The 24,434-nt window shown below is 60.8% G+C and carries 25 protein-coding genes; 14 read left to right on the forward strand and 11 right to left on the reverse strand.

All coding sequences use genetic code 11. The features are described from left to right. Positions 1 to 42 precede the first annotated feature (42 nt). Positions 43 to 2,346, forward strand: a complete 2,304-nt coding sequence (locus tag O3S81_RS00620) for a hypothetical protein (protein WP_269340259.1) — start codon at positions 43 to 45, stop codon at positions 2,344 to 2,346. A 456-nt stretch (positions 2,347 to 2,802) separates the two neighbouring features. Here O3S81_RS00620 and rpoH read toward each other — a convergent pair whose 3' ends face one another. The 3 genes from rpoH to O3S81_RS00635 all read right to left on the reverse strand — a co-directional run bounded on the left by rpoH (position 2,803) and on the right by O3S81_RS00635 (position 5,917). Then, a complete protein-coding gene (gene rpoH, locus O3S81_RS00625) occupies positions 2,803 to 3,705 on the reverse strand; it encodes an RNA polymerase sigma factor RpoH (RefSeq protein ID WP_003522581.1) in 903 nt (300 codons plus the stop codon). Positions 3,706 to 3,871: 166 nt separating this feature from the next. Beyond that, complete coding sequence (locus O3S81_RS00630; RefSeq protein ID WP_269340262.1) at positions 3,872 to 4,696, reverse strand: class I SAM-dependent methyltransferase; 825 nt, start codon at positions 4,694 to 4,696, stop codon at positions 3,872 to 3,874. 198 nt (positions 4,697 to 4,894) lie between these two features. Continuing rightward, on the reverse strand, positions 4,895 to 5,917 hold the full coding sequence (locus O3S81_RS00635) for an RluA family pseudouridine synthase (protein WP_269340264.1): 1,023 nt from the start codon (positions 5,915 to 5,917) through the stop codon (positions 4,895 to 4,897). 38 nt (positions 5,918 to 5,955) lie between these two features. Here O3S81_RS00635 and O3S81_RS00640 point away from each other — a divergent pair, with 38 nt between their 5' ends. After that, a complete protein-coding gene (locus O3S81_RS00640; RefSeq protein ID WP_269340265.1) occupies positions 5,956 to 6,348 on the forward strand; it encodes a hypothetical protein in 393 nt (130 codons plus the stop codon). After that, positions 6,338 to 7,192 carry a TrmH family RNA methyltransferase gene (locus tag O3S81_RS00645; RefSeq protein ID WP_269340267.1) on the forward strand — a complete coding sequence of 285 codons (855 nt, stop codon included), beginning with the start codon at positions 6,338 to 6,340 and terminating at the stop codon, positions 7,190 to 7,192. Before O3S81_RS00640 ends, O3S81_RS00645 begins: the two co-directional genes overlap by 11 nt. 226 nt (positions 7,193 to 7,418) lie before the next feature. Here O3S81_RS00645 and O3S81_RS00650 read toward each other — a convergent pair whose 3' ends face one another. Next, positions 7,419 to 8,657 (reverse strand): hypothetical protein, encoded by a 1,239-nt coding sequence (locus O3S81_RS00650; RefSeq protein WP_269340268.1) that lies wholly within the window; start codon positions 8,655 to 8,657, stop codon positions 7,419 to 7,421. A gap of 274 nt (positions 8,658 to 8,931) precedes the next feature. After that, complete coding sequence (locus tag O3S81_RS00655; protein WP_269340270.1) at positions 8,932 to 9,528, reverse strand: DUF1134 domain-containing protein; 597 nt, start codon at positions 9,526 to 9,528, stop codon at positions 8,932 to 8,934. 251 nt (positions 9,529 to 9,779) lie between these two features. Here O3S81_RS00655 and chpT point away from each other — a divergent pair, with 251 nt between their 5' ends. The 3 genes from chpT (at position 9,780) to O3S81_RS00670 (ending at position 12,212) form a co-directional block, all read left to right on the forward strand. Further along, on the forward strand, positions 9,780 to 10,427 hold the full coding sequence (gene chpT, locus O3S81_RS00660) for a histidine phosphotransferase ChpT (RefSeq protein WP_269340271.1): 648 nt from the start codon (positions 9,780 to 9,782) through the stop codon (positions 10,425 to 10,427). Between the two features lie 87 nt (positions 10,428 to 10,514). After that, on the forward strand, positions 10,515 to 11,042 hold the full coding sequence (locus O3S81_RS00665; RefSeq protein WP_269340272.1) for a GNAT family N-acetyltransferase: 528 nt from the start codon (positions 10,515 to 10,517) through the stop codon (positions 11,040 to 11,042). Positions 11,043 to 11,165: 123 nt separating this feature from the next. Further along, positions 11,166 to 12,212, forward strand: a complete 1,047-nt coding sequence (locus O3S81_RS00670; RefSeq protein WP_269340273.1) for an alpha/beta hydrolase family protein — start codon at positions 11,166 to 11,168, stop codon at positions 12,210 to 12,212. A 55-nt stretch (positions 12,213 to 12,267) separates the two neighbouring features. On the opposite strand, the gene O3S81_RS00675 is transcribed toward O3S81_RS00670, so the two are convergent. Both O3S81_RS00675 and ctrA read right to left on the reverse strand, forming a co-directional pair. Further along, on the reverse strand, positions 12,268 to 12,783 hold the full coding sequence (locus tag O3S81_RS00675) for a GNAT family N-acetyltransferase (RefSeq protein WP_269340274.1): 516 nt from the start codon (positions 12,781 to 12,783) through the stop codon (positions 12,268 to 12,270). Between the two features lie 143 nt (positions 12,784 to 12,926). Beyond that, entirely contained in the window at positions 12,927 to 13,631 is a 705-nt protein-coding gene (ctrA, locus tag O3S81_RS00680) for a response regulator transcription factor CtrA (RefSeq protein ID WP_003522926.1), read from the reverse strand. 481 nt (positions 13,632 to 14,112) lie between these two features. Here ctrA and O3S81_RS00685 point away from each other — a divergent pair, with 481 nt between their 5' ends. Both O3S81_RS00685 and O3S81_RS00690 read left to right on the forward strand, forming a co-directional pair. Next, positions 14,113 to 14,463 carry a flagellar export protein FliJ gene (locus O3S81_RS00685; protein ID WP_003491821.1) on the forward strand — a complete coding sequence of 117 codons (351 nt, stop codon included), beginning with the start codon at positions 14,113 to 14,115 and terminating at the stop codon, positions 14,461 to 14,463. A 285-nt stretch (positions 14,464 to 14,748) separates the two neighbouring features. Then, positions 14,749 to 14,952, forward strand: coding sequence for a DUF1059 domain-containing protein (locus O3S81_RS00690; protein WP_003522925.1), 204 nt, complete (start codon positions 14,749 to 14,751; stop codon positions 14,950 to 14,952). A 255-nt stretch (positions 14,953 to 15,207) separates the two neighbouring features. Here O3S81_RS00690 and O3S81_RS00695 read toward each other — a convergent pair whose 3' ends face one another. From O3S81_RS00695 to cysQ, 4 genes are all read right to left on the reverse strand, one after another. Next, entirely contained in the window at positions 15,208 to 15,489 is a 282-nt protein-coding gene (locus tag O3S81_RS00695; RefSeq protein WP_269340279.1) for a GNAT family N-acetyltransferase, read from the reverse strand. A 224-nt stretch (positions 15,490 to 15,713) separates the two neighbouring features. Then, positions 15,714 to 15,989 (reverse strand): CtrA inhibitor SciP, encoded by a 276-nt coding sequence (gene sciP, locus O3S81_RS00700; protein ID WP_003491799.1) that lies wholly within the window; start codon positions 15,987 to 15,989, stop codon positions 15,714 to 15,716. A 191-nt stretch (positions 15,990 to 16,180) separates the two neighbouring features. Continuing rightward, positions 16,181 to 17,221 carry a DUF2793 domain-containing protein gene (locus O3S81_RS00705; protein ID WP_269340281.1) on the reverse strand — a complete coding sequence of 347 codons (1,041 nt, stop codon included), beginning with the start codon at positions 17,219 to 17,221 and terminating at the stop codon, positions 16,181 to 16,183. Positions 17,222 to 17,594: 373 nt separating this feature from the next. Beyond that, positions 17,595 to 18,383 carry a 3'(2'),5'-bisphosphate nucleotidase CysQ gene (cysQ, locus tag O3S81_RS00710; RefSeq protein WP_269341371.1) on the reverse strand — a complete coding sequence of 263 codons (789 nt, stop codon included), beginning with the start codon at positions 18,381 to 18,383 and terminating at the stop codon, positions 17,595 to 17,597. A gap of 349 nt (positions 18,384 to 18,732) precedes the next feature. On the opposite strand from cysQ, the gene O3S81_RS00715 reads away from it, so the two are divergent. The 6 genes from O3S81_RS00715 to O3S81_RS00740 all read left to right on the forward strand — a co-directional run bounded on the left by O3S81_RS00715 (position 18,733) and on the right by O3S81_RS00740 (position 24,393). Next, positions 18,733 to 19,635, forward strand: coding sequence for a branched-chain amino acid ABC transporter permease (locus O3S81_RS00715; protein WP_269340282.1), 903 nt, complete (start codon positions 18,733 to 18,735; stop codon positions 19,633 to 19,635). 49 nt (positions 19,636 to 19,684) lie between these two features. Beyond that, positions 19,685 to 21,037, forward strand: a complete 1,353-nt coding sequence (gene livM / locus O3S81_RS00720; protein ID WP_442864872.1) for a high-affinity branched-chain amino acid ABC transporter permease LivM — start codon at positions 19,685 to 19,687, stop codon at positions 21,035 to 21,037. Continuing rightward, positions 21,037 to 21,903 carry an ABC transporter ATP-binding protein gene (locus O3S81_RS00725; protein ID WP_269340285.1) on the forward strand — a complete coding sequence of 289 codons (867 nt, stop codon included), beginning with the start codon at positions 21,037 to 21,039 and terminating at the stop codon, positions 21,901 to 21,903. The genes livM and O3S81_RS00725 overlap by 1 nt, the downstream gene beginning before the upstream one ends. After that, entirely contained in the window at positions 21,903 to 22,631 is a 729-nt protein-coding gene (locus tag O3S81_RS00730; RefSeq protein ID WP_269340286.1) for an ABC transporter ATP-binding protein, read from the forward strand. The genes O3S81_RS00725 and O3S81_RS00730 overlap by 1 nt, the downstream gene beginning before the upstream one ends. 170 nt (positions 22,632 to 22,801) lie before the next feature. Next, positions 22,802 to 23,155, forward strand: a complete 354-nt coding sequence (locus tag O3S81_RS00735; RefSeq protein ID WP_269340288.1) for a DUF6867 family protein — start codon at positions 22,802 to 22,804, stop codon at positions 23,153 to 23,155. A gap of 119 nt (positions 23,156 to 23,274) precedes the next feature. After that, positions 23,275 to 24,393, forward strand: coding sequence for a branched-chain amino acid ABC transporter substrate-binding protein (locus O3S81_RS00740; protein WP_269340289.1), 1,119 nt, complete (start codon positions 23,275 to 23,277; stop codon positions 24,391 to 24,393). Positions 24,394 to 24,434: the final 41 nt, after the last annotated feature.

A 24,434-nucleotide genomic window follows, 5' to 3' on the forward strand; every position in this document is an offset into this window, starting at 1 on the left:
ATATCGGGCCGGTACGTCGCCGGTCACGACGAGAAAGTGCTTATGGCGGATTTTGTAGCAGTCATTCGCAAGGCCGTGGATGGCTTGGCGAACAATACTCCCGAAAACCGGGCGAAGGTTTACGACAAGGCGCGCAGTGCGGTTGTGCGCCAACTCGAGAATATGAAGCCACGTCCGCCGGAAGAATTGTTGCGCCGGCAGATCGCCAAGCTGGACGCCGCCATCGCCGAGGTGGACAGCGAATATGCCGAGGCGCTTCCCGCGCTTGAGGATGATGATGTTCTCTCGCCGGCGGCCGAAGAGGCGGCGGCATCCCATGACCATGAGGATGCCGTCGATGAAGCGGCGGCCCATCCCGCCGAAGCCGAGCCCGAACAGCTTGCCCATCGTGAAGAGGTTCAGCACGAGCCGGTTTATGAAGAACCCGCATCGGCCGAGACACAGCCGGAGCCGGCTGACGAAGAACCCGCCCATCACGACGAGCCCCGCCATGATGCCCACGCTTCCGAAGAGGATCGGCATTATGGGGAGCGCGAGCCGGAAGAGCTTTATGACACGCCGGAGCCGGTTCATGCCGCACCGGCCCATGTTTCTGCATCCGATGAGGATGCCGGCACCTATTTCACCCGCACGGATGAAGAGCCGGCCCACGAGCCGCAGGAAGATCGCGTAGAGCCTGAAGCGGCGCTCGGCCCTGCCGATGATTCCGTTCCTTCCCATTGGGCGCAGCCGGTGGACGAGGACGATTGGCGCAAGCTCGAGGAAGCGCAGGACGAGGATGTGCGCCCGGCCGACGCCGACTATGAGGATATTCGCAACGAGACCGGCGAACGCCCGGTCGTTGCCGGTTATGCCGCGCATCATTATCAGGAGCCGGACGTCGGTTTCGAGCCGGAAAGGCACGAGACGGACAACCGTTTCGGCCCTGCCGCCGTGGAACACGCGCCGGCCTTTGGCGGCCGGCACGATTTTGACGAGCACCATCAGGTAGAAGAGCCAGCCCCGAAAAAGGCGGCTGTTGTCGAGGATTTCTCGTCCTATTTCCAGGATGCGGATATTGCCATTCCCGCCAAGGATGCGCCGGCGCTGCCGCGTGCGGATAACGATTCCTTCGGCGAGCAGGCGGGTGCCAAGGACAATAAGGAACGCACGCCCTGGGACGATCTGGACGAGCTGATCGGTTATGACGGCGCTTCCTCGTCCAACCGGCCGGTTTCGGATGAAACGCCGGGCATTGGTGCCGCGGCGGCGACGCCCGCCTATATGGTCAAGAAGAAGCCGCGCCGTAACTATGCCTCGGTCGTGCTCGCCCTTGCCGGCGTGGCGTTGCTCGCGGGCGGCGGTTATGCCGTGTGGATGAACCGCGACGCGCTGAACGATATGGTCGGCGGTCTGGTCAGTTCCGCGCAGAATGGCGGCAATGGCCAGACGCCCCCGGTAGATACGGCGCAGACGCAGCCATCGACCCCGCCGGCAACCCAGCAGCCGCCGGCCACTACCGGCCAGCAGCAGCCGGCCACGCCCAACAATCACCAGACCCAGTCGCATGGCGATGACGGTTCCGTCACCGGCACCAAGTTTACCCAGCGGCTTATGGCCGACGGCACCGAGCGTGACGAGGGACCTGCCGCCGGCGCGAACGGCCAGCCCGTGACGGCTGAAGGCCAGTCTGTCTATGAGCAGAATGTCGCGCCGCCGCCTGCGGGTGAAGCTCCGGCCAATAATGCGGGCGCACCGGCTGGAACGCCCCCCGCCGGCACGCCGCCGGCACAGCAGCCTGCCGTCGCCGCCGGCGACCGCATGTTCCTTTACGAGGAAGTGCTGGGCCAGACGGTTCCGACCGCCATTCAGGGCAGCGTGTCCTGGTCGCTGCAGCAGGAAAATGACGCGGAAGGCAAACCTTCGCCCACCGTGCAGGGTCAGATCACCGTTCCCGGCCGTGGCCTCAGCGCGCTCATCACCTTCAAGCGCAACACCGATCCGTCGCTGCCGGCGAGCCATCTGATCGAGATCGTCTTCTCGGTTTCGCCCGGTTTCGAAGGCGGCGCTATCGACAGCGTCCAGCGCATCGCGATGAAGAGCACCGAGCAGGATCGCGGCAACGCGCTGATCGCGGTTCCCGCCAAGATCACCGACGATTTCCACATGATCGCGCTCAACGACTTCCCGGATGCGATGAAGACCAATCTGGAGCTTCTGAAGAGCCGCAACTGGATCGACATTCCGGTGTCCTACCGCAACGGCCGGCGCGCGCTCTTGACCCTGCAAAAGGGCAATGACGGCATCGCCGCCTTCGACAAGGCGCTCAGCGAATGGGCGGCGGCAACGCCGGCGACCGGGCAGTGATGATTTAAGGGCGGCTCAGGGCCGCCCTTTTGTTATAAGGCAACGGGCGACGTGCTTATGGAATGGCTGCGGCGGTGTCTTTGCTTTGTCGGGTGATGGGTTTTGGGGAAGTTGGTGAGTGTGGCTCACCCCCCCCTCTGCCCTGCCGGGCATCTCCCCCACAGGTGGGGAGATCGACTCGCGGCAAGGTTTCGCCTTTCTTGACAGTCGAGATAGCGCAACGCGGGCGCGTCTTGCCAATCTCCCTCCTTGTGGGGGAGATGCCCGGCAGGGCAGAGGGGGGGTAAGCCGCATACTCCGAAGCGCGGATATTCTCCCTACCGCTTTTCCTCCAGCACAATCGCGGGTCTCAGAGGCAGACCATTTCCCATCGCCCGCCTTTTACAAACAAAAAATCCCCGGCCGAAGGCCGAGGATGATTCATGGTCAGCGCATTGGCGTCAAGAGCGCGCTGCCTTACGCATCCACCACGCGCAAGGCGCGCGCAGCTTCGAGCGCTTCCTTCTGCACCGCTTCCTGCACCTTCTCGAAGGCGCGGACTTCGATCTGGCGCACGCGTTCGCGGCTGATGTCGAACTCGGAAGAAAGCTCTTCCAGCGTCACCGGGTCTTCGGCAAGTCGGCGGGCCTCGAAGATTCGGCGCTCGCGGTCGTTCAGCACGCCCATGGCCTTGGCCAGCATGCGGCGGCGGGTTTCCAGCTCGTCCTGCTCGATCAGCACGTCTTCCTGGCTGTCATGGTCGTCCACCAGCCAGTCCTGCCATTGGCCGGACTCGCCTTCGGACGCCTTGATCGGCGCATTCAGCGAGGCGTCGCCGTGCAGGCGGCGGTTCATCGAGATGACTTCTTCTTCCGACACCTGCAGCTTGGTGGCGATTTCCTTGACGTGTTCCGGCTTCAGATCGCCGTCATCGATCGCCTGGATACGGCCTTTCAGCCGGCGCAGGTTGAAGAACAGGCGCTTCTGGTTGGCGGTCGTGCCCATCTTCACCAGCGACCAGGAACGCAGGATATATTCCTGGATCGAGGCCTTGATCCACCACATGGCGTAGGTGGCCAGGCGGAAACCGCGTTCCGGATCGAACTTCTTCACCGCCTGCATCAGGCCGACATTGCCTTCGGACACGACTTCGCCGATCGGCAGGCCGTAACCGCGGTAACCCATGGCGATCTTCGCCACGAGGCGCAGATGGCTGGTGACGAGTTTATGGGCAGCGTCGCGGTCGCCATGCTCGGCATAACGTTTGCCAAGCATGTATTCTTCCTGCGGCTCCAGCATCGGAAATTTGCGGATTTCGTCGAGATATCTATTGAGACCGGCTTCGCCGGCAGTAATCGTAGGCAAACTATTGCGGGCCATAAAGCACCCCCTTAATCTATGGTCTGGAACGGCACCCTTCCGGATCGATGATCGCTCGTCCAAGGCGCGCCGTAAGCTGCGGGTCGTTACCGACCCCGCACGAACCCATGTGACAGATATGTATGCGCCCGCCGCGTTTCAAGCGAACGCTGCGTTCACACATGCGTTATGTTCCAGTGACACCTTCGCTCACCTGTTTAACTTTCGAACGGTAGATTCGTTCCGAAAATCCGGCAAGCCCGGAGCGCACCATCAGCTCATACATCACCCGCCGGCGCATGGGATTATGCAGGCGCACGACAGTGGAACCGAGGAATTGCGTTTCCCCGTGGCCAAGCGCCTGCAAATCGGGATCGGCGGCGATCGCAGCCGCATAGGCGGCGTGAAATTCCCGGCGGCAGACATAGGTCTTGTATTTCGTCATGCCGAAGCAGACGAGGCTGTGGCCATGGGTGCGCAGGAAATCGGCGACGCCGACCGTGACCTCCGGCCAGGCGGGGTTGAAAGTATCATCGAAGACGATGATGCCGTGCGGCGCAATCACTTCCATCGCCAGTTTTGCATCCGCCAGCACATGGTGCAGGTGGTGGCCGCCATCGATGCTGAAGAAGCGCGCCGGGCCGATGCGCGAGGTAATGTCGGTGGGGGCAAGCCGGGTGCTGTCACCCTTGATGATGAGGTCCTCATCCATCGCAAAACCCAGCCGCCGGCCGTTTTCCATCAGCCGCTCATATTGGTCGAGGCTGCCATCCGCCGGCGGGTCGAGGTCAAAAAGGTCGACACCCAGCACCTTCTCGTGCCCCTGCGCGAATTTGCGCAGCAGGAAATAGGAGCGGCCGTAATAAACGCCGATTTCCGCCATGCCGCCTTCGAGGCCGTCTCTGGCCTGCGCCTGCAGCAGCGCCTTGAAGACAAGCGCATCCGGCGGGTCGATATAACCTTCGACGCTGCGCAACTGCTGAAATATGAACCGGCGGTCTTCGATATTCATGCGCGATGGATCCCGTCGTCATGCCAGTGACGATCTTCAATTTCCTGCGCGCCGAGGAGGTGAGACGATTGAAGCGAAATTGGGGCGGTCTATAAAAAGGACCGACTGCGGAATATCGTCATCCGCTAATCTTTTTTTATTATCCGGGGCTTCCGGCACAATGCACGGCGCAGTTTTTTGACCGCGCCATGCGGTTTTTCAGCCACGCAATGCCGTGATAAGTGATTCCATGTCATCCGGCAGGTCGGTTTCGAACTCCATCACCTCGCCGGTGCGCGGATGTTCGAAGGCGAGAAGATAGGCATGCAGCGCCTGGCGCGGAAAACCGCGAACGGTGCTCTTGGCCGGTTCTTCCAGAAGGTTCGCCTTGGTGCGGAAGGCCGCGCCATATTCGGGATCGCCGATCAGCGGATGGCCGATATGGGCCATGTGTACGCGGATCTGGTGGGTGCGGCCGGTTTCCAGCCGGCATTCCACCATGGAGGCGAGGCAGGTCGCATCCGGCCGTTCGTGATAACGCTCCATCACCTCGTAATGGGTGATCGCCTCGCGGGCATCGTCGGAATCCTCATGCTTGACCGCGCGTTTGGTGCGGTCGGCGCTGCGGCCGAGTGCGGCGTCGATGGTGCCGCGCAGGGTGCGCGGGCGGCCCCAGACGACGGCCTTGTAGGCCCGCTCCAGCGGGCCGGTGCGGCCATGATCGGCAAATTGCGCGGCGAGATGGCGGTGGGCATTGTCGTTCTTCGCAACGACCATGACGCCGGAGGTTTCCTTGTCCAGCCGGTGCACGATGCCCGGACGCTTGACGCCGCCAATGCCGGACAGGCTGTCGCCGCAATGATGGATGAGGGCGTTGACCAGAGTTCCCGTCCAGTTGCCGGCGCCCGGATGCACGACGAGACCGGCGGGCTTGACGAGCACGATCAGGTCTTCGTCCTCATACTCCACGTCGAGCGGAATATCCTCGCCCTGTGGAACGGGGTCTTCCGGCTCCGGCATGACGATCTCGATGCGGTCCTTCGGATGCACCTTCTTTTTCGGCTCCGTCACCGGATTGCCGTTGATGGAGACAGCGCCCTGCTCGATCAGCGCCTTCAGGCGGCTGCGGGAAAAGTCGCCGCCCACTTCGCCGGCCAGCCAGGAATCGAGGCGGCCTTCGGCGTGTTCCCCGGCAATCAGGACTTTCCTTGCGTCTCCGCCTTGTTTAAAGGGGTCGTTCATTCTTATTTTTCCGATCCATCAGCATTTCAGGGAACCCGATGACGCAGATCGAGCAAGACGAACAGGAAGACAAGCCGCTTGATCCGGCCATGGAAAAAGTTCGCCGCAAGATGATCCGTTTGCAGATCGTGTCGGGCTCCGTGATGTTTATCAGCCTTATGGCCGTCTTCGGTGCGGTTGTCTACAAGGCGATGGGGCCGTCGAAGGCGGTTCAGACGCAGAACGAAGCGCCGAACCTCGCCGTTCCCACCGGCAACGGGCCGGTTGCCGTCACCGCCAGCCTGCCGCAGGGCTTCGTGATCGACAATGTCAGCTATTCCGGCGGCGACATGCTGTTTTACGGCCGGTTGGCCAACGGCACCCGCAAGGCGCTGGTCTTCAACGTTTCCAACGGCCGATTCCTGGCCGATGTGACGGTCGATGGCCAGTGAGGGCAATGACCCACTGGATGGGCGGGCGCTGATCCCGGTCGAGGATCCCGCCGATCCGCGCATCGCCGCCTTTCGCGACATTCGCGAGCGCGACCTGACCGGCCGGCAGGGCCGCTTCATTGCCGAAGGCACGGTGGTGCTGCGCATGCTGGCCGCGGCCCATAAAGCGGGCGGGGCCTTTGCGGCGGAAAGCATCCTTATCCTGCGTAACCGGCTTTCCGGCGTGGCGGATATCCTTACTGATTTTCCGGCCGATGTTCCCGTTTATGTGGCCGAAGCGCCGGTGCTGGACGGCATTGTCGGTTTTCACCTGCATCGCGGCATTCTGGCACTCGGCCGCCGGGTGCGCGATGATGGGCTGGAGCAGATGACGGGCGCGCTTCCCGCGTCTTCTCTGGTGCTTGTGGGCTGCGGCATTTCCAACCACGATAATCTCGGCGCGATGTTCCGCAATGCGGCGGCCTTTTATGCCGATGCGGTGTTTCTGGACGAGACCTGCTGCGATCCGCTCTATCGCAAGGCGCTGCGAGTTTCCGTCGGCTCGGTGCTGTCGGTTCCCTATCATCGCGGCGGGGGAGCGGTGGACATGCTGGAGCGGCTTTCCGAGGCCGGATTTGCGATCTGGAGCCTTTCGCCGAATGGTGAGACCGAAATCCGCGCTATTCCCCGCTCCGAGCGGATGGCGCTGGTGATCGGGACGGAAGGCGAGGGGTTGCCGCAATCGGTGCTGTCGCGGTTTCATACGGCGCGGATTGCGCAGTCGCCGCAGCTCGATAGCTTGAATGCGGGCACGGCTTCGGGGCTGGCGCTTTATCAGATGGCGGGGGCGATTGGGCGGGTGTGATCGTGCGGCTTCAGGGGATGGGATTTACAGCAAGCGTCGGTGTATGCCGCTTCACCCCCTCTGTCCTGCCGGACATCTCCCCCTCAAGGGGGGAGATCGACTCGTGGTTAGCGCTCGACCATCTCAACCTTCGCGAATGAGGCGGTGATCGCGCCTCTTGCCGATCTCCCCCCTTGAGGGGGAGATGCCCGGCAGGGCAGAGGGGGGTAAGCCCCACCCACTGGAATTAGCGTTTCCGTTTCTCCATCACCACCTTGGCCCGCTTCGCAAGGCTCTCCCGCCCTGACGAACCGGAGGCCTTGGCCAGCAACCCCGGAATGGGCGACGTCTCACCCTCTCTCGCGGCTGTCAGCGCGATCATTTCGGCGGCGATCCTTGCGATTTCGCGGCGGATCGGTTCGTCATTACCGGTGCCGCGCACATTCAGCAGGCGTTCGGTGAGCGCCGTTCCCTGATTGCGGATATCCTCGATTTCCTGCTCCAGCCCTTCCGGTGCCGGCGCCGCTGGCTCCACTAGCGGCGGGGCGGGCGTCTCTTCTGCGGATACCGCCTCTGCCGCTTCTTCCGCAACGACGGGGGCGGTTTCGAGTGCAACTACGGGCGCCGGGGCTGCTGCGGGTTGCGGCGGGCCAACCGCTTTCTCCACTGGCACGGCCGGGTTCGGCAGGCGAATGATCATGTCGTTGCTGCGGCCGCCGGTTGCGGCAAGCTGTTCCTTCAGCCGGGCGACGTCCTGGTTGCGCAGCGTCAACATCGTGTCGAGATCGGCATTTTTCGCCATCAGCGTGGCGAGCTGTTCCTCGAGCCGGGTGACTTTGCGGCTTTCGCGCGCAACCGCCGTCATCGCTTCCTTGTTGCGGGCGGCGACATCCTGCAATTCGCGGGTCGCGGTCTCGCCTTCCTTGCGGAAACGCGTGGCGCTCTGCTTGGCCTGCTCGGCCTCCAGGTCGCGGGTGGCGGCGGTGATTTTCGAATCATCCAGCTCGCGCGTCAGGTTGGTGAGGCGGGCGGTGAGATCGGACATCTGGCTGGCGCGCTCGTTGGCGGCCTGTTCCTGCTGCAGAAGGTTTGCCGAAATCGTGCCGGCGCGTTCTTCGCTGGCATCGAGGGCGGCGCGCAATTCGCCGATCTCCAGCGTCAGCTCCTCGATCTTCAGGGAAAAGCCGCGGTTCTGCTCGCCGAGGCGATAGGCATCGCTGGAGGCGGCTTCGTTGGCGAGGCGCAGCGAGGTGTTTTTTTCCCGCTCCGTATCCAGTTCCTGGCGGACCTTGGCGTTTTCGGCGGCGTAAAGCGCGCGGGCCATGTCCTTCTGGGCGCGCACTTCCTGCGGGCTGATGGGCATCGTCGCGCGCAGGCGGTTTTCCGTATAAGCGACGACGCGGCGGTGGATCGCGGGTGCGATCAACAGGGCCAGCAGGGTTGCGGTGAGAAAACCCAATCCGAAGAGAATGGCATATTCGATCACGCGGGACAGTCTCCGGAACTCAGATACGCGCGCATTCGGAAAGAGGGGCGCGAAAACACGTTACGCTATTATTGCAACCATGGGGAGGGGTCTCCCGGCAATTACGGAGGCGGTGTCGGTGCCCCTGTTTCTTCTCCCCGAGGGGGAGAAGTCCGCTGTAGCGGGATGAGGGGGCGAGTGTCCCGAAATCCGGAGAGGGTGCCCCCTCATCCGACCCTTCGGGCCACCTTCTCCCCGGCGGGGAGAAGAAACAAGCCGCGACCGTCTTGCCTTATCAGAAGGGGTTCCAGGTCGGCTGCTGGGTGAGCTTCAGATAACCGACATTGATGCCGAGGCGCGCGCCGATGCCGGTGCGGATGGGGGCGAGCGTGACGTCGCTGCTTTTCAGATAGGTCATGCCCACACCGGCGACGATGAAGGCGGAGCCGCTGACGCCGCCATAACGGCGATAAAGCGCGTCGACGGAAGGCAGGTTGTAGACCAGCATCATGGCGCGGGTGCCCTGGCCGCCATAATCGAGGCCGAGGGAGGGGCCCTGCCAGAAGACGGGGTGCTGGCCGGCATTCTTGGTATAAAGCGTGCCTTCGCCATAGGTGAGGCCGGCAACAAAGGCGCCGGAGCCTTCCTGGCCGAGAATATAACCGTTCGGAAGACCGTATTGCTGGAAGGCGCGCTCCACCACTTTGGCAAGGCCGCCGGTGGTTTCACCGAAGAATCCGTGGCCTGCATCCACGACTTCCTGGAAAGAATATTGATCGCTGTTCTGGGCCGCGGCCGGTGCGACCCACATCAGGAGGCTCGCAAGGAGCGCGATGATCTTTCCCAGTCCGAGGCGTGCAATGGTGCGGGTTTTCGTAAGGCGCATCGTCATGTCCGTCCGTCTGTTCGTTAGCGCATCAACCCCGAAAATCCGAATCGGTTTTCGCAAGGGCCGCCGCGCAGAGTCAAAGTTCTACAGCATGTTTCGTGCATCCTGACGGATACACGGGGCTCCAGTGTGGCCTGTTAAGGCATTTGGCATTTTGAAACCATCCTATTAACAATCGGTTTACCAAATATGGTGTCATTATGGCTTAACAATTTCCACACCGTCCGCGCCTCCCTTGCGCAGGAGAGAATTTTATGACGAGCAAACTCAATATCACGCTGTCCGGTCCCGATCTGGCGGCTCTTCTGTGCAGCCGTGTGTGCCATGACGTTATTTCTCCTGTCGGCGCCATCAATAACGGCCTCGAACTGCTGGACGAGGGCGGCACGGATGACGATGCGCTCGATCTCATCCGCACGTCCGCCCTTAACGCGTCCGTGCGGCTTAAGTTCGCCCGCCTTGCTTTCGGCGCTTCCGGCTCGGCCGGCGCATCGATCGACACCGGCGAGGCCGAAAAGGCTGCCCAGGATTTCGCCGCCGCCGAAAAGAAGGCGGAAGTGAGCTGGAACGGCCCGCGCGCCATCGTTGCGAAGAATCGTGTCAAACTTCTGCTCAACCTCTTCCTCGTCGCTTATGGCGCCATCCCGCGTGGCGGCAATGTGGATGTGCTCCTGGAAAATCCCGACGGTGACGCCAGGTTCGAAATCACCGTCAAGGGCCGGATGATGCGCGTGCCGGCCAAGTTCGTGGAAATTTACGAAGGCCGGCTGGAAGAGGCGGTCGACGCCCATTCCGTGCAGCCCTATTATACGCTGCTTCTGGCCGAAGAGGCCAATATGGCGGTGGAATACAAGGTGCATGAAGACCGCATCGTCTTTACCGCAAAGACGGTTGCCGAGTGACGGTGCAATTACCGATGTGAATTTGTGAAAGGCCGGGACCGCGTCTGCTGACGCGCCGGCCTTTTTTTCGTTTTTGGGAGCCTGTTCATGACCCGTCTGACCACCGCTCGCCTTGTCCTGCGGCCACACGCCATTGCCGATGAAGCGCTTTATTGCGCATTCTGGAGCGCCGATGTTCCGCGGATCGACGGGGTCAGGTCGATTGCCCCGCTGGATCCGGAACTGGCCTTCGCCCGCATGCTGCGTTTCATCGGTCATTGGTCCGTTTTCGGCTTCGGCCCCTTTGTGGTGGAAGAGCTTGCCACGGGGCGCATCGTCGGCGAGGTGGGCTTTGCCCATATGCGCCGCGGCAACGGGCCCGATTTCGACGGCGTGCCCGAGGCGATGTGGAAAATCGACGGGCAACTGGCGGGCAAGGGCGTCGCGACCGAAGCGGTGGCGGCGGCAACCGGCTGGCTCGACGATAGCGGCATTTCGCGGCGGATCGTTTGCATGATTGATCCGCTGAACACCCCGTCGCTCGCCATCGCCGCCCGATTCGGCTTCCGGCCCTTTCGCGAGGCGATATTTCGGGACAATCCCGTGCGGCTTTTCGAACGGGTGACGGGGGTCTAGGGCGCTTCTGCCTTGTCCATCGAGACCTCAAACAGGTTTCGGCACCTCCTGAAACCTGTTTGAGGTCTCGGTGGGCGGTAGCTTCAGCCAAGGGTTGGTTCTCAACAACTCCTGGAGCTTTTCATGCGCAATCTTCTTCTGGCGGCAATTGTCATTTTTTTCACCGCTCAGGCCGCGATGGCAGGAAGCGCCATTGGCTTTAAACGGATCGAGCTGCCGGATGGGGCCGGTGCGCGGGCGCTTGCCGTATCATTGTGGTATCCGGCCGCGCCCTCGGGCAAAAGCGCGATCGTGGGAGAAAATGCAGCCTTTTACGGTCTCGAGGTTCAACCGGATGCTGCCCTTCTGGCCGGTTCCCGTCCCCTTGTGCTGCTGTCGCACGGTTTTGGCGGAAGCTGGCGCAACCTGAACTGGATGGCCGGCGAACTTGTGCGGGAAGGTTACGTCGTGGCCGCGCCGGATCATGGCGGCGAATCCTTCACCGAAGAGAACGCGACCGAGATCGTTCCCCTATGGGAGCGGCCGCGCGATATCAGCAGGACGCTGACCGCGCTGCTCGATGACGAGCGATTCGCCGGCAGGATCGATGCGGCACGCGTCGCCGTGATCGGCCATTCCCTCGGCGGCTGGACCGCGATGGAACTGGCGGGCGCGCGGTATAGCGCCGAACTTGCCCTGAAGGATTGCAAGGCCGAGACGCTGCCCCCGCAATGCAAGGCGCCGCGGCTGTTGGGCAAGGTCGGCATCGTCGGCGACGGCAGGGCCGATCCGCGCCTTTCGGCGGATTTGCGGGATATTCGCATCCGCGCGGTTGTCTCGCTCGATCTTGGGCCGGCTGCCGGTTTTCTGCCGGAGACGCTGCGGGGTGTGGAAGTGCCGGTTCTGGTGCTGGCCGCCGGCGTGGAGAGGAAAGAGATTGCCGCCATCAAGGCCGATTCCGACTATATCGCCCGGAATTTGCCGAAGGCGACGACTGCTTATCGGGAAATACCGGATGCCAGCCATTTCAGCTTCATGCAGATCTGCAAACCGAACGGCGAAAAAATCGTCGAGGCGCTTTCGCCGGGCGAAGGTTTCGTCTGCCGGGATGGCGGTGGCAGGGATCGCGCGGCCATCCACGCGCAGATCGCCGAGGCAATCCTCGGCTTTCTGAAAGTGGAATTGCATTAAGATGGATAGGTCGGGATGCTTTGGGGGTCGTGGAGGTTCCGAAGCATCCCGATTTTCAAACCGTCTTGACCGGATGGTAACGATAAACGAGGTCTTCGGGGTCGGAGCGTGGCGCCGATCCGTCAAGCGTGCCACCGATTCGCTCGGCGACGGCCACCGATTTGCGGTTCTGCGGGGAGACGTAGCTGACCAGTGTCGGCAGGTTCAGGGTCGCAAAAGCCCAGTCGCGCATTGCCACCGCCGCTTCCGCGGCATAACCGCGCCCTTCATGGCCGTCATAAAGCAGCCAGCCCAGCTCCTTTTCGGGAAAGAGCGGGCCGTGATTGATGCCGATCTGACCGATACATTCGCCCGTCTCGCCAAGCTCGATCATCAATGCGCCATGGCCGAAGAAGTGCCAGTTGGCCAGATCGTGGCAGAACACGCCCCAGGTGGAGGGCAGGTCATAGGGGCCGCCGACGCCGGTGGAGCGCGGCGAGGCCATGAAATCCCGATAGGCCGGAAAGTCCGCCATGGTCAGCGGGCGCAATGTCAGGCGGCGGGTCTTGAGGGTTGGGATGGCGTGGTTCATGTACCGTCGTCCTTTTGCGCTGCGTGGCCAGGCTCTTTTCCTCCCTCATTCCTGTGACAGGCACAGGAATGAGGGAGAAAATCGCAACAAAAAACCCGCCGTTTCCAGCGGGTCTTTTAAAAACTGTCCTGTTCCGGAATGGATCAGGCGGTTTCGAGGAATTCCGTGGCGCCATCCGGCTCGCGCAGAACATAGCCGCGGCCCCAGACGGTTTCGATGTAGTTTGCGCCGCCGGCTGCATTTGCGAGCTTCTTGCGCAGCTTGCAGATGAAGACGTCGATGATCTTCAGTTCCGGCTCGTCCATGCCGCCATAAAGGTGGTTCAGGAACATTTCCTTGGTCAGCGTCGTGCCCTTGCGCAGCGAAAGCAGCTCAAGCATCTGATATTCCTTGCCGGTCAGGTGAACGCGCTGGCCACCCACTTCAACCGTCTTGGCATCGAGATTGACGATCAGCTCGCCGGTGGCGATGACCGATTGCGCATGGCCCTTGGAACGGCGGACGATTGCGTGAATGCGGGCAACAAGCTCGTCCTTGTGGAACGGCTTCGTCATGTAATCGTCGGCACCAAAGCCCAAGCCCCGAACCTTGTCCTCGATGCCGGCCATGCCGGACAGGATGAGGATCGGCGTCTTGACCTTGGAGAGGCGAAGCGTTCTCAGCACCTCGTAACCCGACATGTCGGGCAGGTTGAGGTCGAGAAGAATAATGTCGTAATCATAGAGCTTGCCGAGGTCCACGCCTTCCTCACCGAGGTCGGTCGTGTAGACGTTAAAGCTCTCCGACTTGAGCATCAGTTCAATGCTCTGCGCTGTCGCGCTGTCGTCTTCAATAAGTAGAACCCGCATAATTATCCCCTTTGCCGCCCGCGAACCGGTAAATCATTGCCTCGCGCGATGCGGATCCAGACGTTGCCTGATTTGCAGGCTGCCACCAAATGGTTAACAAATTCTAATTGCCTTTGGCAAGGTGTATCGAATTTATTAAGCAAAGTAGGCATTTCGCTGTTTTTGCACGTGAATCCACCATCGCCAAAATTGAAGCTTAACGTGAGGATTTCCCGCTAAGTGATTCAATCGACTCTTACATCGTCTGGCCCGTTTTTTTGGACCTGGCATTTACCGACCCTTAAATGATCGTCGTTATCATTAACGATGCCCGTAAACGAAAGGTTAACGACGGCGGTTTTTTATTAACGTCGGGTAACTTTTAGGAATCATTCCGGCACAAGGGGTTAACCCGGCCGGTTGAACGGGCGGGTTAAACGGGCCGATCAGGGGGGCATAGTGCCTTTTTGATCCGGGTCTCGCTATCCATGGAGTATTGCGTATGAAGTCGCGTGACAGCCTGGTTCGCCTGAAGGAATTTCAGGTCAACGAAAAACGCCGGCAGCTTAACCAGCTGCAGCAGATGATGTCCGAGTTTGAACGGATGGCAAAGGAACTGGTGCATCAGATATCGCTGGAAGAAAGCAAGTCGGGTATTACCGATCCGACCCATTTCGCCTATCCGACCTTCGCCAAGGCCGCGCGCCAGCGGGCGGATAATCTTCAGGTTTCCATCCGGGAACTGAAGGCCCAGCAGGAAGCGGCGGAAGCGTCGCTGGAAGAGGTGCAGGCCGAATATGAAAAGGCCGCGGCACTGGAAAACCGCGACGGAGCGATCCGCGCCCGCGCCTGACGACCGGCGCAAGACCTGACGAATTTCGTCCTCATTGACGGCTGCCGGTGGATCAGGAGGCGGCTTTCAATGACGGGACGCCTTGCATTTTTTCGAAAGGCCGCTCCGCAAGGGCGGCCTTTCTGCTTTGCTGCACTGCCGGTGTTTCCCGACGGGATCGCCACCCCGATTTCGATTGTCCGGGGGCGGGGAAAGGCGTAATTTACGGGGGTTCCGACCGTGAGCCGGAGGCTTTACGCGCACGCGCCCCGTGCGGGGTGCGGGCGGCAATGCAGGGAGGAAAAAATGGCCCGCCAATATATCGATTGCCGTGAATTCCCCAGTGACAGCAGATGCACCGTCGCCATCTCCGCCGATTCTCCGGAGGAGCTTATGGAAGCGGCCGTGCAGCACGCCGTTGCGGTGCATGGCGCGAAGGATACGCTCGAATTCCGTGAAGAAGTGCGCCGGAGCATGCATGCTGGGACGCCGCCGTTGAAGGTGGCGTGACGGGAGGATCGACGCCCATTTATGAATGACGCGATATTTGGAACGGTCGTGAGGGATCGGGCGTGTGCCGCTTGTTTCTTCTCCCCGCCGGGGAGAAGGTCGCGGCAGCGGGATGAAGGGGCGAGATGTTCGGCCCCTCATCCGACCCTTCGGGCCACCTTCTCCCCGGCGGGGGAGAAGAAACGGGCGGTGATCCCAGCGATTATCTCGCTATCGGGATCACACTGGTTTTCTCACGTTTCGGCCTAAATCTGCTTACCCCTGGATAACATCTGCCCAGTCGGCATGGCGCAGCGTCTGGGCCTTGAAGAAGGGGCAGAGCGGAATGATCTTCCAGCCGCCCTTGCGGGCTTCATCGACGGCATGTGCGGCGAGCGCCTGGCCGACGCCCTTGCCGCGCAACGCATCGGGCACGCCGGTATGGTCGATGATGATGAGGGAAGGGGAGGTGCGCGAATAGGTCATCTCCGCCTTGTGGCCGTCGATGGTTGCCGAATATTCGCCGTGCGATCCGTTTTCGGTTGTCTTGATATCCATGATGCATGCCTCTCTGCGTGTTCGTTTGCGCCACTGTAACGGCTTGCATCCGAATTGAAACAGCGGGATGGCGAACGCAGTGGACACAAACCGGCGACAATCGCCGACTGTATTGGGCATGTTCTGCGGAAGGAAATCCGAAATCAAACCGAAAGCCCCGTCGGTGATACGGCGGGGCGTTCTGGGAATTCGGTTTGGGCGCGTTGCCGCGCCGGCGCACTGGTTTAGTGGCGATATTGCTGGATGCGCGTGGTGCGCAGGCCGGCGAGGCCATGATCGGCGATCGAGGACTGCCAGGACAGGAATTCTTCAACGGTAAGCGTATAACGCTCGCAGGCTTCCTCGAGGCTCAGTAGTCCTCCGCGTACCGCGGCAACCACCTCCGCCTTTCTGCGAATGACCCAGCGACGGGTATTGGCAGGCGGAAGATCCGCAATCGTCAGAGGGCTGCCATCGGGGCCGATGACATATTTAACTCGTGGGCGTATCATTTCGGTCATTGGACACTCTATACAAACTCAAGACCATATGACGGGAACTCTAGCCCGGTACCTTTAAAAATTGCCTAAGCAGGTCGTGACAATTTATTAAGAATTTGAACGGTTTCGCCTGATTTGTTCGAGTCGCCTTATTTTGCCGGGAAAAAATTTTTCCAAAAATCGCAATTTTTCTCGCTCATCGGTTGTTCGGATCAGAGCGCCGCAAGCGAAAGGCATGTTTTTCCGTTGCCCTGTATCAATTCCACGGTTCCCTCATGCGCCAACCGCAGACGGTCGCCGGCATCGAGGGAAAGAAGGGCCGTTGCCGACTGCATGGTGCCGGCGGTGGATGCGTTGCCGGCGATGCTGAAATTTACCGCCGCGCCGTTGACGGCGAGTGCCGCCCGGTGGCCGGAGGAGGAGGCCACGGCCAGCGACAGCATGGCAAGATAAAGGCCCTTGGCCGGAACGACGAGTTCCCGCCCGCCGCCACTCACCACATCGCCAAGCGCAAAGCCGCCCTCGGCGATGGAGAGCACGGAAAAACCCGCCGCCGAGCCGTTGGCGGGTTTCGTCGTGCCCGCCGGCAGGCCGGCGACGGCAACGGGGCGGTTGGGCATCGAGACCCGGCCATCGCCGCTGCATGAAAGCGCCGTATGCCAGGTGGCGCCATCCGTGCTCGTCTTGATCGAAAAACCGTCGCTGCCGGCAAGGCCCATTTCCGCCCGGCCGCTCCAGCCGGACTGGAACAGCAGCGAGGCGGTATCGGTTTTGCCCGCCTTGTTGACCGTCATGCGGTGGCTGCCGTCTTCCGGCCCATGGGTGAAGAGGCTGGCGGGGGAGGCGAGCGCCATGCGGTTGGCGGCGTCTGCCTCCGTGCCGATGCCCAGCCTTTCCAGCCGGCCGCTGGCCGGCAGCGGCAAGTCGCGCCAGTTTCCGTCCTGCAGGACCCGGTATCTGCTTTCGGCCGCGAACCATGCCGTCCAGCCGGGCTGCGGCGTGATCGAAAGCCATGCGCCATCCTGCCGGAAGGCAAGTTTGCCACCCTTGCCAGCCCAGTCGCCGGTGGTGTCGGCGGAGAGAAGGAAGCAGTCTCCTTCCGCTGCATCTTCGGGCGGTGTCGCGACGGTGGCCCTGACGACGAGCTGCACGATCGCGTCCAGCCTTTGCAGGGCTTCGTTGTGGGTGACGTGTTTCTGGGCCTGCGAGGGCAGGATGTAGGGAAGCCGAAGTCTTGCCGTCTGTTCCGTCATGATGTGCCTTCCGCGCGGTTGTGTTCGTTTGCGGGGCATTGTGATGCGGCGGGGTGGGGTGGGGATGAGCGGGGATGGGATTATTTTTGTGGCGGCGGTGGATGGGGGTGTTTTTCGGGCTTCAGAGTATGCTGCGTCACCCCCCTCTGTCCTGCCGGACATCTCCCCCTCAAGGGGGGAGATCGACTTGCGGCTATGCCTCGGTCATCTCAACGCTTGAGAATGAAGCGGGGGAGTGCGACTTCCCGATCTCCCCCCTTGAGGGGGAGATGCCCGGCAGGGCAGAGGGGGGGTGAGCCGCATATGCAAAGCTCATCAACGCAAAAATCCGATGCCACACGCAGCAAGAACCACAGGAGACGGCAAGCGGGTATTACCCCGCGTGTTCCACCGCCATCGCCCCTTCGGCAATGAAATCCGGATTGGCCAGCGCATCCTCGCCCTCGCCCCTCACCGCATAGGCAAGCAGCCGCCCTTCGCTATCGAGCGTCCGGCCGCCTGCGGCACGCAGCACGGCGTCGCCGGCGGCCGTGTCCCACATCATGGTGCGGCTGAAGCGGGGGTAGATGTCGGCGGCGCCCTCCGCCAGCATGCAGAATTTCAGCGAGGAACCGACGGAGATGCAGTCCTTCAGCCCGTGTTCGGCCACGAAGGCTTCCGTTTTCGCCGTGCAGTGCGAACGGCTGATCAGCGCCACCGGGGAGGCGCCGCGCCGGCGGGCGCGGATGGGGTGGCGCGACAGGATCGCGCCGTCGCCTGATATTGCGAGTTTTTCGGCGGCGTTGTCTTCACCCGTCCATGCCTGGCCGCGGCAGGGGGCATAGACCACGCCGGCCACCGGAACGCCGTTGCGGATAAGCGCGATGTTGACGGTGAAATCGTCCTTGCCGGAAATGAACTCCTTGGTGCCGTCAAGCGGATCGACCAGAAAGAACTCCGCCCCGGTTTCCGGCAGGATGCCGTTCGACACGGCTTCTTCGGCAACCACGGGGATTTCCGGGAAGTGGGCGGCCAGCGCCGCAAGGATGATCGTCTCGGCACGCTGATCGGCTTCGGTCACCGGCGAGCAGTCATCCTTATAAGACACATGCGGGCCGGCGCGGTGAACCGCCATGATCGCCTGCCCGGCGTCCAGCGCCGCTTTCGTCAATATGTCGATCATCTCTTTGCCACAGCCATCCGGCGACGGGGCCATCCCGTAAGGGGATTTTGCCATTTCGATCTTCGCTACTCCTTTGCCCGCTGCCCGTCAAATAACGGGCTTGCGTAATGCTAAAATAAGCATCCGGCCGTCATTTTTTCAGCACTTCCTGCCAAAATCATGGCCCTTTTGACCGGGAAAGTGGCAGTCCATGTGGAAATTCCAAATTTTGTGCAGGATCGCCCGTTTTTGACTTCACATTTTTAACGAACACGATATGCATTTTGAGGGTGGGGGTCTGCCTGAAGGTTTCCCCTATAATTAACATAACGAGGTGTGACCCATTCGAGGTCGTGCCCGGGGGAAAGACATGGAGTATTTTATCCAGCAGCTCATCAACGGGCTGACTCTTGGATCGATCTACGGCCTCATCGCTATCGGCTATACGATGGTTTACGGCATCATCGGCATGATCAACTTCGCCCATGGCGATATTTTCATGCTTGGCGGCTTCGCCGCGCTGATCGTTTTCCTGATCGTGACATCCTTTGTTGCCGGCATTCCGGTGGCGCTTCTTCTGCTTTTGATGATGGTCGTCGCCATGTTGATGACCGGGTTATGGAACTGGGTGATCGAGCGTGTCGCCTACCGCCCGCTCAGAGGTTCCTTCCGTCTCGCACCGCTGATCACTGCCATCGGCATGTCGATCGTGCTGTCCAACTTCATCCAGGTCACCCAGGGTCCGCGCAACAAGCCGATCCCGTCCATGGTGACGGAAAGCTACCATTTCGGCACCGTCACCGTTTCGCTGAAGCAGCTGATCATCATGGTCGTCACCTCAGTGCTGCTCTTTGCCTTCTGGTATATCGTCAACAAGACTCCGCTTGGACGTGCCCAGCGCGCCACCGAACAGGACCGCAAGATGGCGGCGCTTCTTGGCGTGGATGTCGACAAGACGATCTCCATCACCTTCATCATGGGTGCTGCGCTCGCCTCCGTCGCAGGTACGATGTATCTGATGTATTACGGCGTCACCACGTTCAATGACGGCTTCATCCCGGGGGTCAAGGCCTTCACCGCAGCCGTTCTGGGCGGCATCGGCTCGCTGCCGGGCGCCGTGCTGGGTGGCTTGCTGATCGGCCTCATCGAGTCCCTCTGGTCCGCCTATTTCTCCATTGCCTATAAGGATGTTGCAGCGTTCGGCATCCTGGCATTCGTGCTGATTTTCAAGCCGACCGGTATTCTCGGTCGTCCGGAAGTCGAGAAGGTGTGACATCATGGCCAATATCGTTTCCGAAAACACTTCTTCCGGCCCGAGCCTGATGGCGACGGCCGTGAAGGAGGGCCTGATTGCAGGCCTCATCTCGTTCGGCATGTTCGTTCTTTATGTCGGCATCGTCACCTATCAGGATATCAACAACCAGTTGATCTGGGGTACCCGCTGGGGTCTGCTGGCGGTTTTCGTCGGCATTGCCGCCGTCGGGCGCTTCCTCGTGGTCGGTTTCATCAAGCCGTCGCTCGATCGTCGCAAGCTTGCCAAGGCCAAGAGCGGCGTGCTGGAGATTTCCGAAGAGAAAGGCTTTTTTCACAAGCACTTTCTGAAGCTGGCACTGGTTCTTCTGCTGCTTTATCCGGTCATCGCCGTGCAGCTTTTCGGTGTCCAGGGTTCGCTGAAAATGGTCGATAACTTTGGCGTCCAGATCCTGATCTATGTGATGCTGGCCTGGGGTCTCAATATCGTCGTTGGCCTGGCCGGCCTGCTCGATCTTGGTTACGTGGCCTTTTATGCGGTGGGCGCCTATTCCTATGCGCTGCTATCAAGCCATTTCGGCCTGTCCTTCTGGGTGCTTCTGCCGGTCGCCGGCATTCTCGCCGGCTTCTGGGGCATCATCCTCGGTTTCCCGGTCCTTCGTCTTCGTGGCGACTATCTGGCGATCGTCACGCTTGCCTTCGGTGAGATCATCCGTCTTGTCATTGTGAACTGGACGGAAGTGACCAAGGGCACTTTCGGCATTTCAAGCATCGCCAAGGCGTCTGTCTTCGGTATCTGGTCCTTCGATGCCAAAGCACCCAATTACTTCATCAAGGTCTTCAGTCTTCCGCCGTCTTCGGCTTATTATAAAATCTTCCTGTTCTACGTGATCCTCTTTCTGTGTTTGCTAACGGCCTATGTTACGATCAGGCTGCGCCGCATGCCGATCGGTAGGGCTTGGGAAGCATTGCGCGAGGACGAGATCGCCTGCCGTTCGCTCGGCATCGACACCGTCATCACCAAGCTCAGTGCCTTTGCGACGGGGGCGATGCTCGGTGGTTTTGCCGGCTCCTTCTTTGCCGCCCGCCAGGGTTTCGTATCGCCGGAAAGCTTTACGTTTGTGGAATCCGCCGTCATTCTCGCCATCGTCGTTCTCGGTGGCATGGGTTCGCTCACGGGTATCGCCATTGCGGCGCTGGTCATGGTCGGTGGCACCGAAGCGCTGCGTGAAATGGAATTCCTGAAGCATGTCTTCGGGCCCGATTTCACGCCGGAACTCTACCGTATGCTGCTCTTCGGTCTCGGTATGGTCATCGTCATGCTGTTCAAGCCGCGCGGCTTCGTCGGCTCGCGTGAACCCACGGCCTTCCTCAAGGAGCGCAAGGCCGTCTCCGGCAGCTTTACCAAGGAAGGTCACGGTTGATGGCTTCCGGAACGACAACAATGACAAATGACACGATCCTCAAGGTCGAACATCTTTCGATGCGCTTCGGCGGCCTGATGGCCATCAACGACTTCTCCTTCGAGGCGAAGCGCGGCGAGATCACGGCGCTCATCGGCCCCAACGGTGCGGGAAAGACCACGGTCTTCAACTGCATCACCGGTTTTTACAAGCCGACCATGGGCATGATCACCATGCGCCAGCAAAATGGCGAGGCGCATCTTCTCGAGCGCCTGCCGGATTTCGAAATCACCAAGAAGGCCAAGGTCGCGCGTACCTTCCAGAACATTCGCCTGTTTTCGGGTCTCACGGTTCTGGAAAACCTGCTGGTGGCCCAGCACAATGTGCTGATGAAGGCCTCCGGTTATACGATCCTCGGCCTTCTCGGCCTGCCCGCTTACCGGCGGGCGGTGGATGCCTCGATCGAAAAGGCCAAATATTGGCTGGAAAAGGCCGATCTGACCGACCGCGCAGACGATCCGGCCGGCGATCTGCCCTATGGCGCGCAGCGCCGTCTGGAAATCGCCCGCGCCATGTGCACGGGGCCGGAGCTTCTGTGCCTCGATGAACCGGCTGCCGGTCTCAATCCGAAGGAATCGCTGGCGCTCAACACGCTGCTGCGCGGCATCCGTGACGAGGGCACGTCGCTGCTTCTCATCGAGCATGACATGTCGGTGGTGATGCAGATTTCCGACCATGTGGTGGTTCTGGAATATGGTCAGAAGATTTCCGACGGTTCGCCGGACCATGTGAAGAACGACCCGAAGGTCATCGCCGCCTATCTGGGTGTCGAGGATGATGAAGTGGAAGACGTGATTGCGGAAGAACTCGACGGAGGAGCGGCCTGATGCCCGGTGAACCGCTTCTGAAAGTCCAGGGTGTCGAAACCTATTATGGTAATATCCGGGCTCTGGCCGGTGTCGATGTCGAAGTCAACAAGGGTGAGATCGTCAGCCTGATCGGTGCCAATGGCGCCGGCAAGTCGACGCTGATGATGACCATCTGCGGCAGCCCGCAGGCGCGTGCCGGCCAGGTGATCTTCGACGGCGAGGACATTACCCACCTGCCGACCCATCTGATCGCCCGCAAGCGCATTGCCCAGTCGCCCGAAGGTCGCCGGATTTTCCCGCGCATGACGGTGCTGGAAAACCTGCAGATGGGCGCCAATCTCGACAATCTCAAACATTTCAAGGAAGACGTCGAGAAGATCTTCGTGATGTTCCCGCGCCTGAAGGAGCGCCAGAGCCAGCGCGGCGGCACGCTTTCCGGCGGCGAGCAGCAGATGCTCTCTATCGGCCGCGCGCTGATGGCACGGCCGAAACTGCTGCTGCTCGACGAGCCGTCGCTTGGTCTTGCGCCGCTGATCGTCAAAGGCATCTTCGAGGCGATCAAGAAACTGAACCAGGAAGAAGGCCTGACCGTCTTCCTCGTGGAGCAGAACGCATTCGCCGCTTTGAAGCTTTCCGACCGCGCTTATGTGATGGTCAACGGCAAGGTGACGATGAGCGGTTCGGGCAGGGAACTGCTCGCCGATCCGCAGGTGCGCGCCGCCTATCTGGAAGGCGGAAGGCACTGAAGATTTTACTTGCGCCGGACGTTTTGCGGCGCAAGATTGCGAACGGCGTCCTGCCGCGGCCCCGGTGCCGGGCGGCGGGACGTAAACAATAAAATGCCCGGCGGGAAAACGGCGGGACGACAGACAAGGCAGGGCCAGGGTGTTCAAGCCCGGCACTGATGGGGAAAGAGATGCAGGGCCTTTTTTTCGAAACCGATAACGGCGTGCGTTATGTTCTGCGCGCGATGGTTGTTCTTCTGGGTTTCTGGACGGCATGGCGCACGGGCAGGTCCGTGGCCGATGGCTGGGGTGGTTATACGCGGGTGGTAATCTACACGCTCGCACTGGGGCTCGTTTTGCGGTTTCTGCATCACGCGCTCTTCAACGGGCCGTTCATCAACGGCTTCTATTACGTGTTTGACGTCGTTCTTCTTCTGGTCTTTTCCAGCATCGGTTTCCGCATGCGCCGGACGAGCCAGATGGTCAATAACTACTATTGGCTTTACGATCGCACGTCGGCATTTTCCTATAAAAAGAAAAATTGACAGCCGGTCTTTTCCGGGGTCACTAATACTCGGCAGAGTGGAACGTTTCCTGTTCGGTTAAGGTGGGTACCGAACAGGTCCTCGCAATCAACCCATCCAAAGGAACTGGGAGTAAAGTAATGAAGAAGTCTCTTCTTTCCGCTGTCGCGCTGACCGCCATGGTCGCGTTTGGCGGTTCGGCCTGGGCCGATGTCGTGATCGCTGTAGGCGCACCGCTGACCGGCCCGAACGCTGCTTTCGGCGCTCAGATCCAGAAGGGTGCCGAACAGGCTGCGAAAGACATCAACGCCGCCGGCGGCATCAATGGCGAGCAGATCAAGATCGTGCTGGGCGACGACGTATCCGACCCCAAGCAGGGCATTTCGGTTGCCAACAAATTCGTTGCTGACGGCGTGAAATTCGTTGTCGGCCACTTCAACTCCGGCGTTTCCATTCCGGCCTCTGAAGTTTACGCCGAAAACGGCATTCTTGAAATCACGCCTGCTGCAACCAACCCGGTCTTCACCGAGCGTGGCCTGTGGAACACCTTCCGCACCTGCGGCCGCGACGACCAGCAGGGTGGCATTGCCGGCAAATATCTGGCCGACCACTTCAAGGACGCCAAGATCGCCATCATTCACGACAAGACCCCCTATGGTCAGGGCCTTGCCGACGAAACCAAGAAGGCCGCCAACGCGGCTGGCGTGACCGAAGCCATGTATGAAGGCGTAAACGTCGGCGACAAGGACTTCTCCGCGCTGATCTCTAAGATGAAGGAAGCCGGCGTTTCCATCATCTACTGGGGTGGCCTGCACACCGAAGCCGGCCTGATCATCCGTCAGGCAGCTGACCAGGGCCTGAAGGCCAAGCTCGTTTCGGGTGACGGCATCGTCTCGAACGAACTCGCCTCCATCGCCGGCGACGCCGTCGAAGGCACGCTCAACACCTTCGGTCCCGATCCGACGCTGCGCCCGGAAAACAAGGAACTCGTAGAGAAGTTCAAGGCCGCCGGCTTCAACCCGGAAGCTTACACGCTCTACTCCTACGCCGCGATGCAGGCGATTGCAGGCGCTGCAAAGGCCGCCGGTTCCGCAGAGCCGGAAAAGGTTGCCGAAGCCCTGAAGAAAGGCACCTTCCCGACCGCGCTCGGCGATATCTCCTTCGACGAGAAGGGTGACCCGAAGCTTCCTGGTTACGTCATGTACGAATGGAAGAAGGGTCCGGACGGCAAGTTCACCTACATCCAGCAGGGCAGCTAAGCTTTTCTGCAATAAACGACCGAAGCCCGGCAGCGATGCCG

This window comes from Agrobacterium sp. SOY23 (genome assembly GCF_027212525.1).
Lineage (GTDB): Bacteria > Pseudomonadota > Alphaproteobacteria > Rhizobiales > Rhizobiaceae > Agrobacterium > Agrobacterium tumefaciens_I.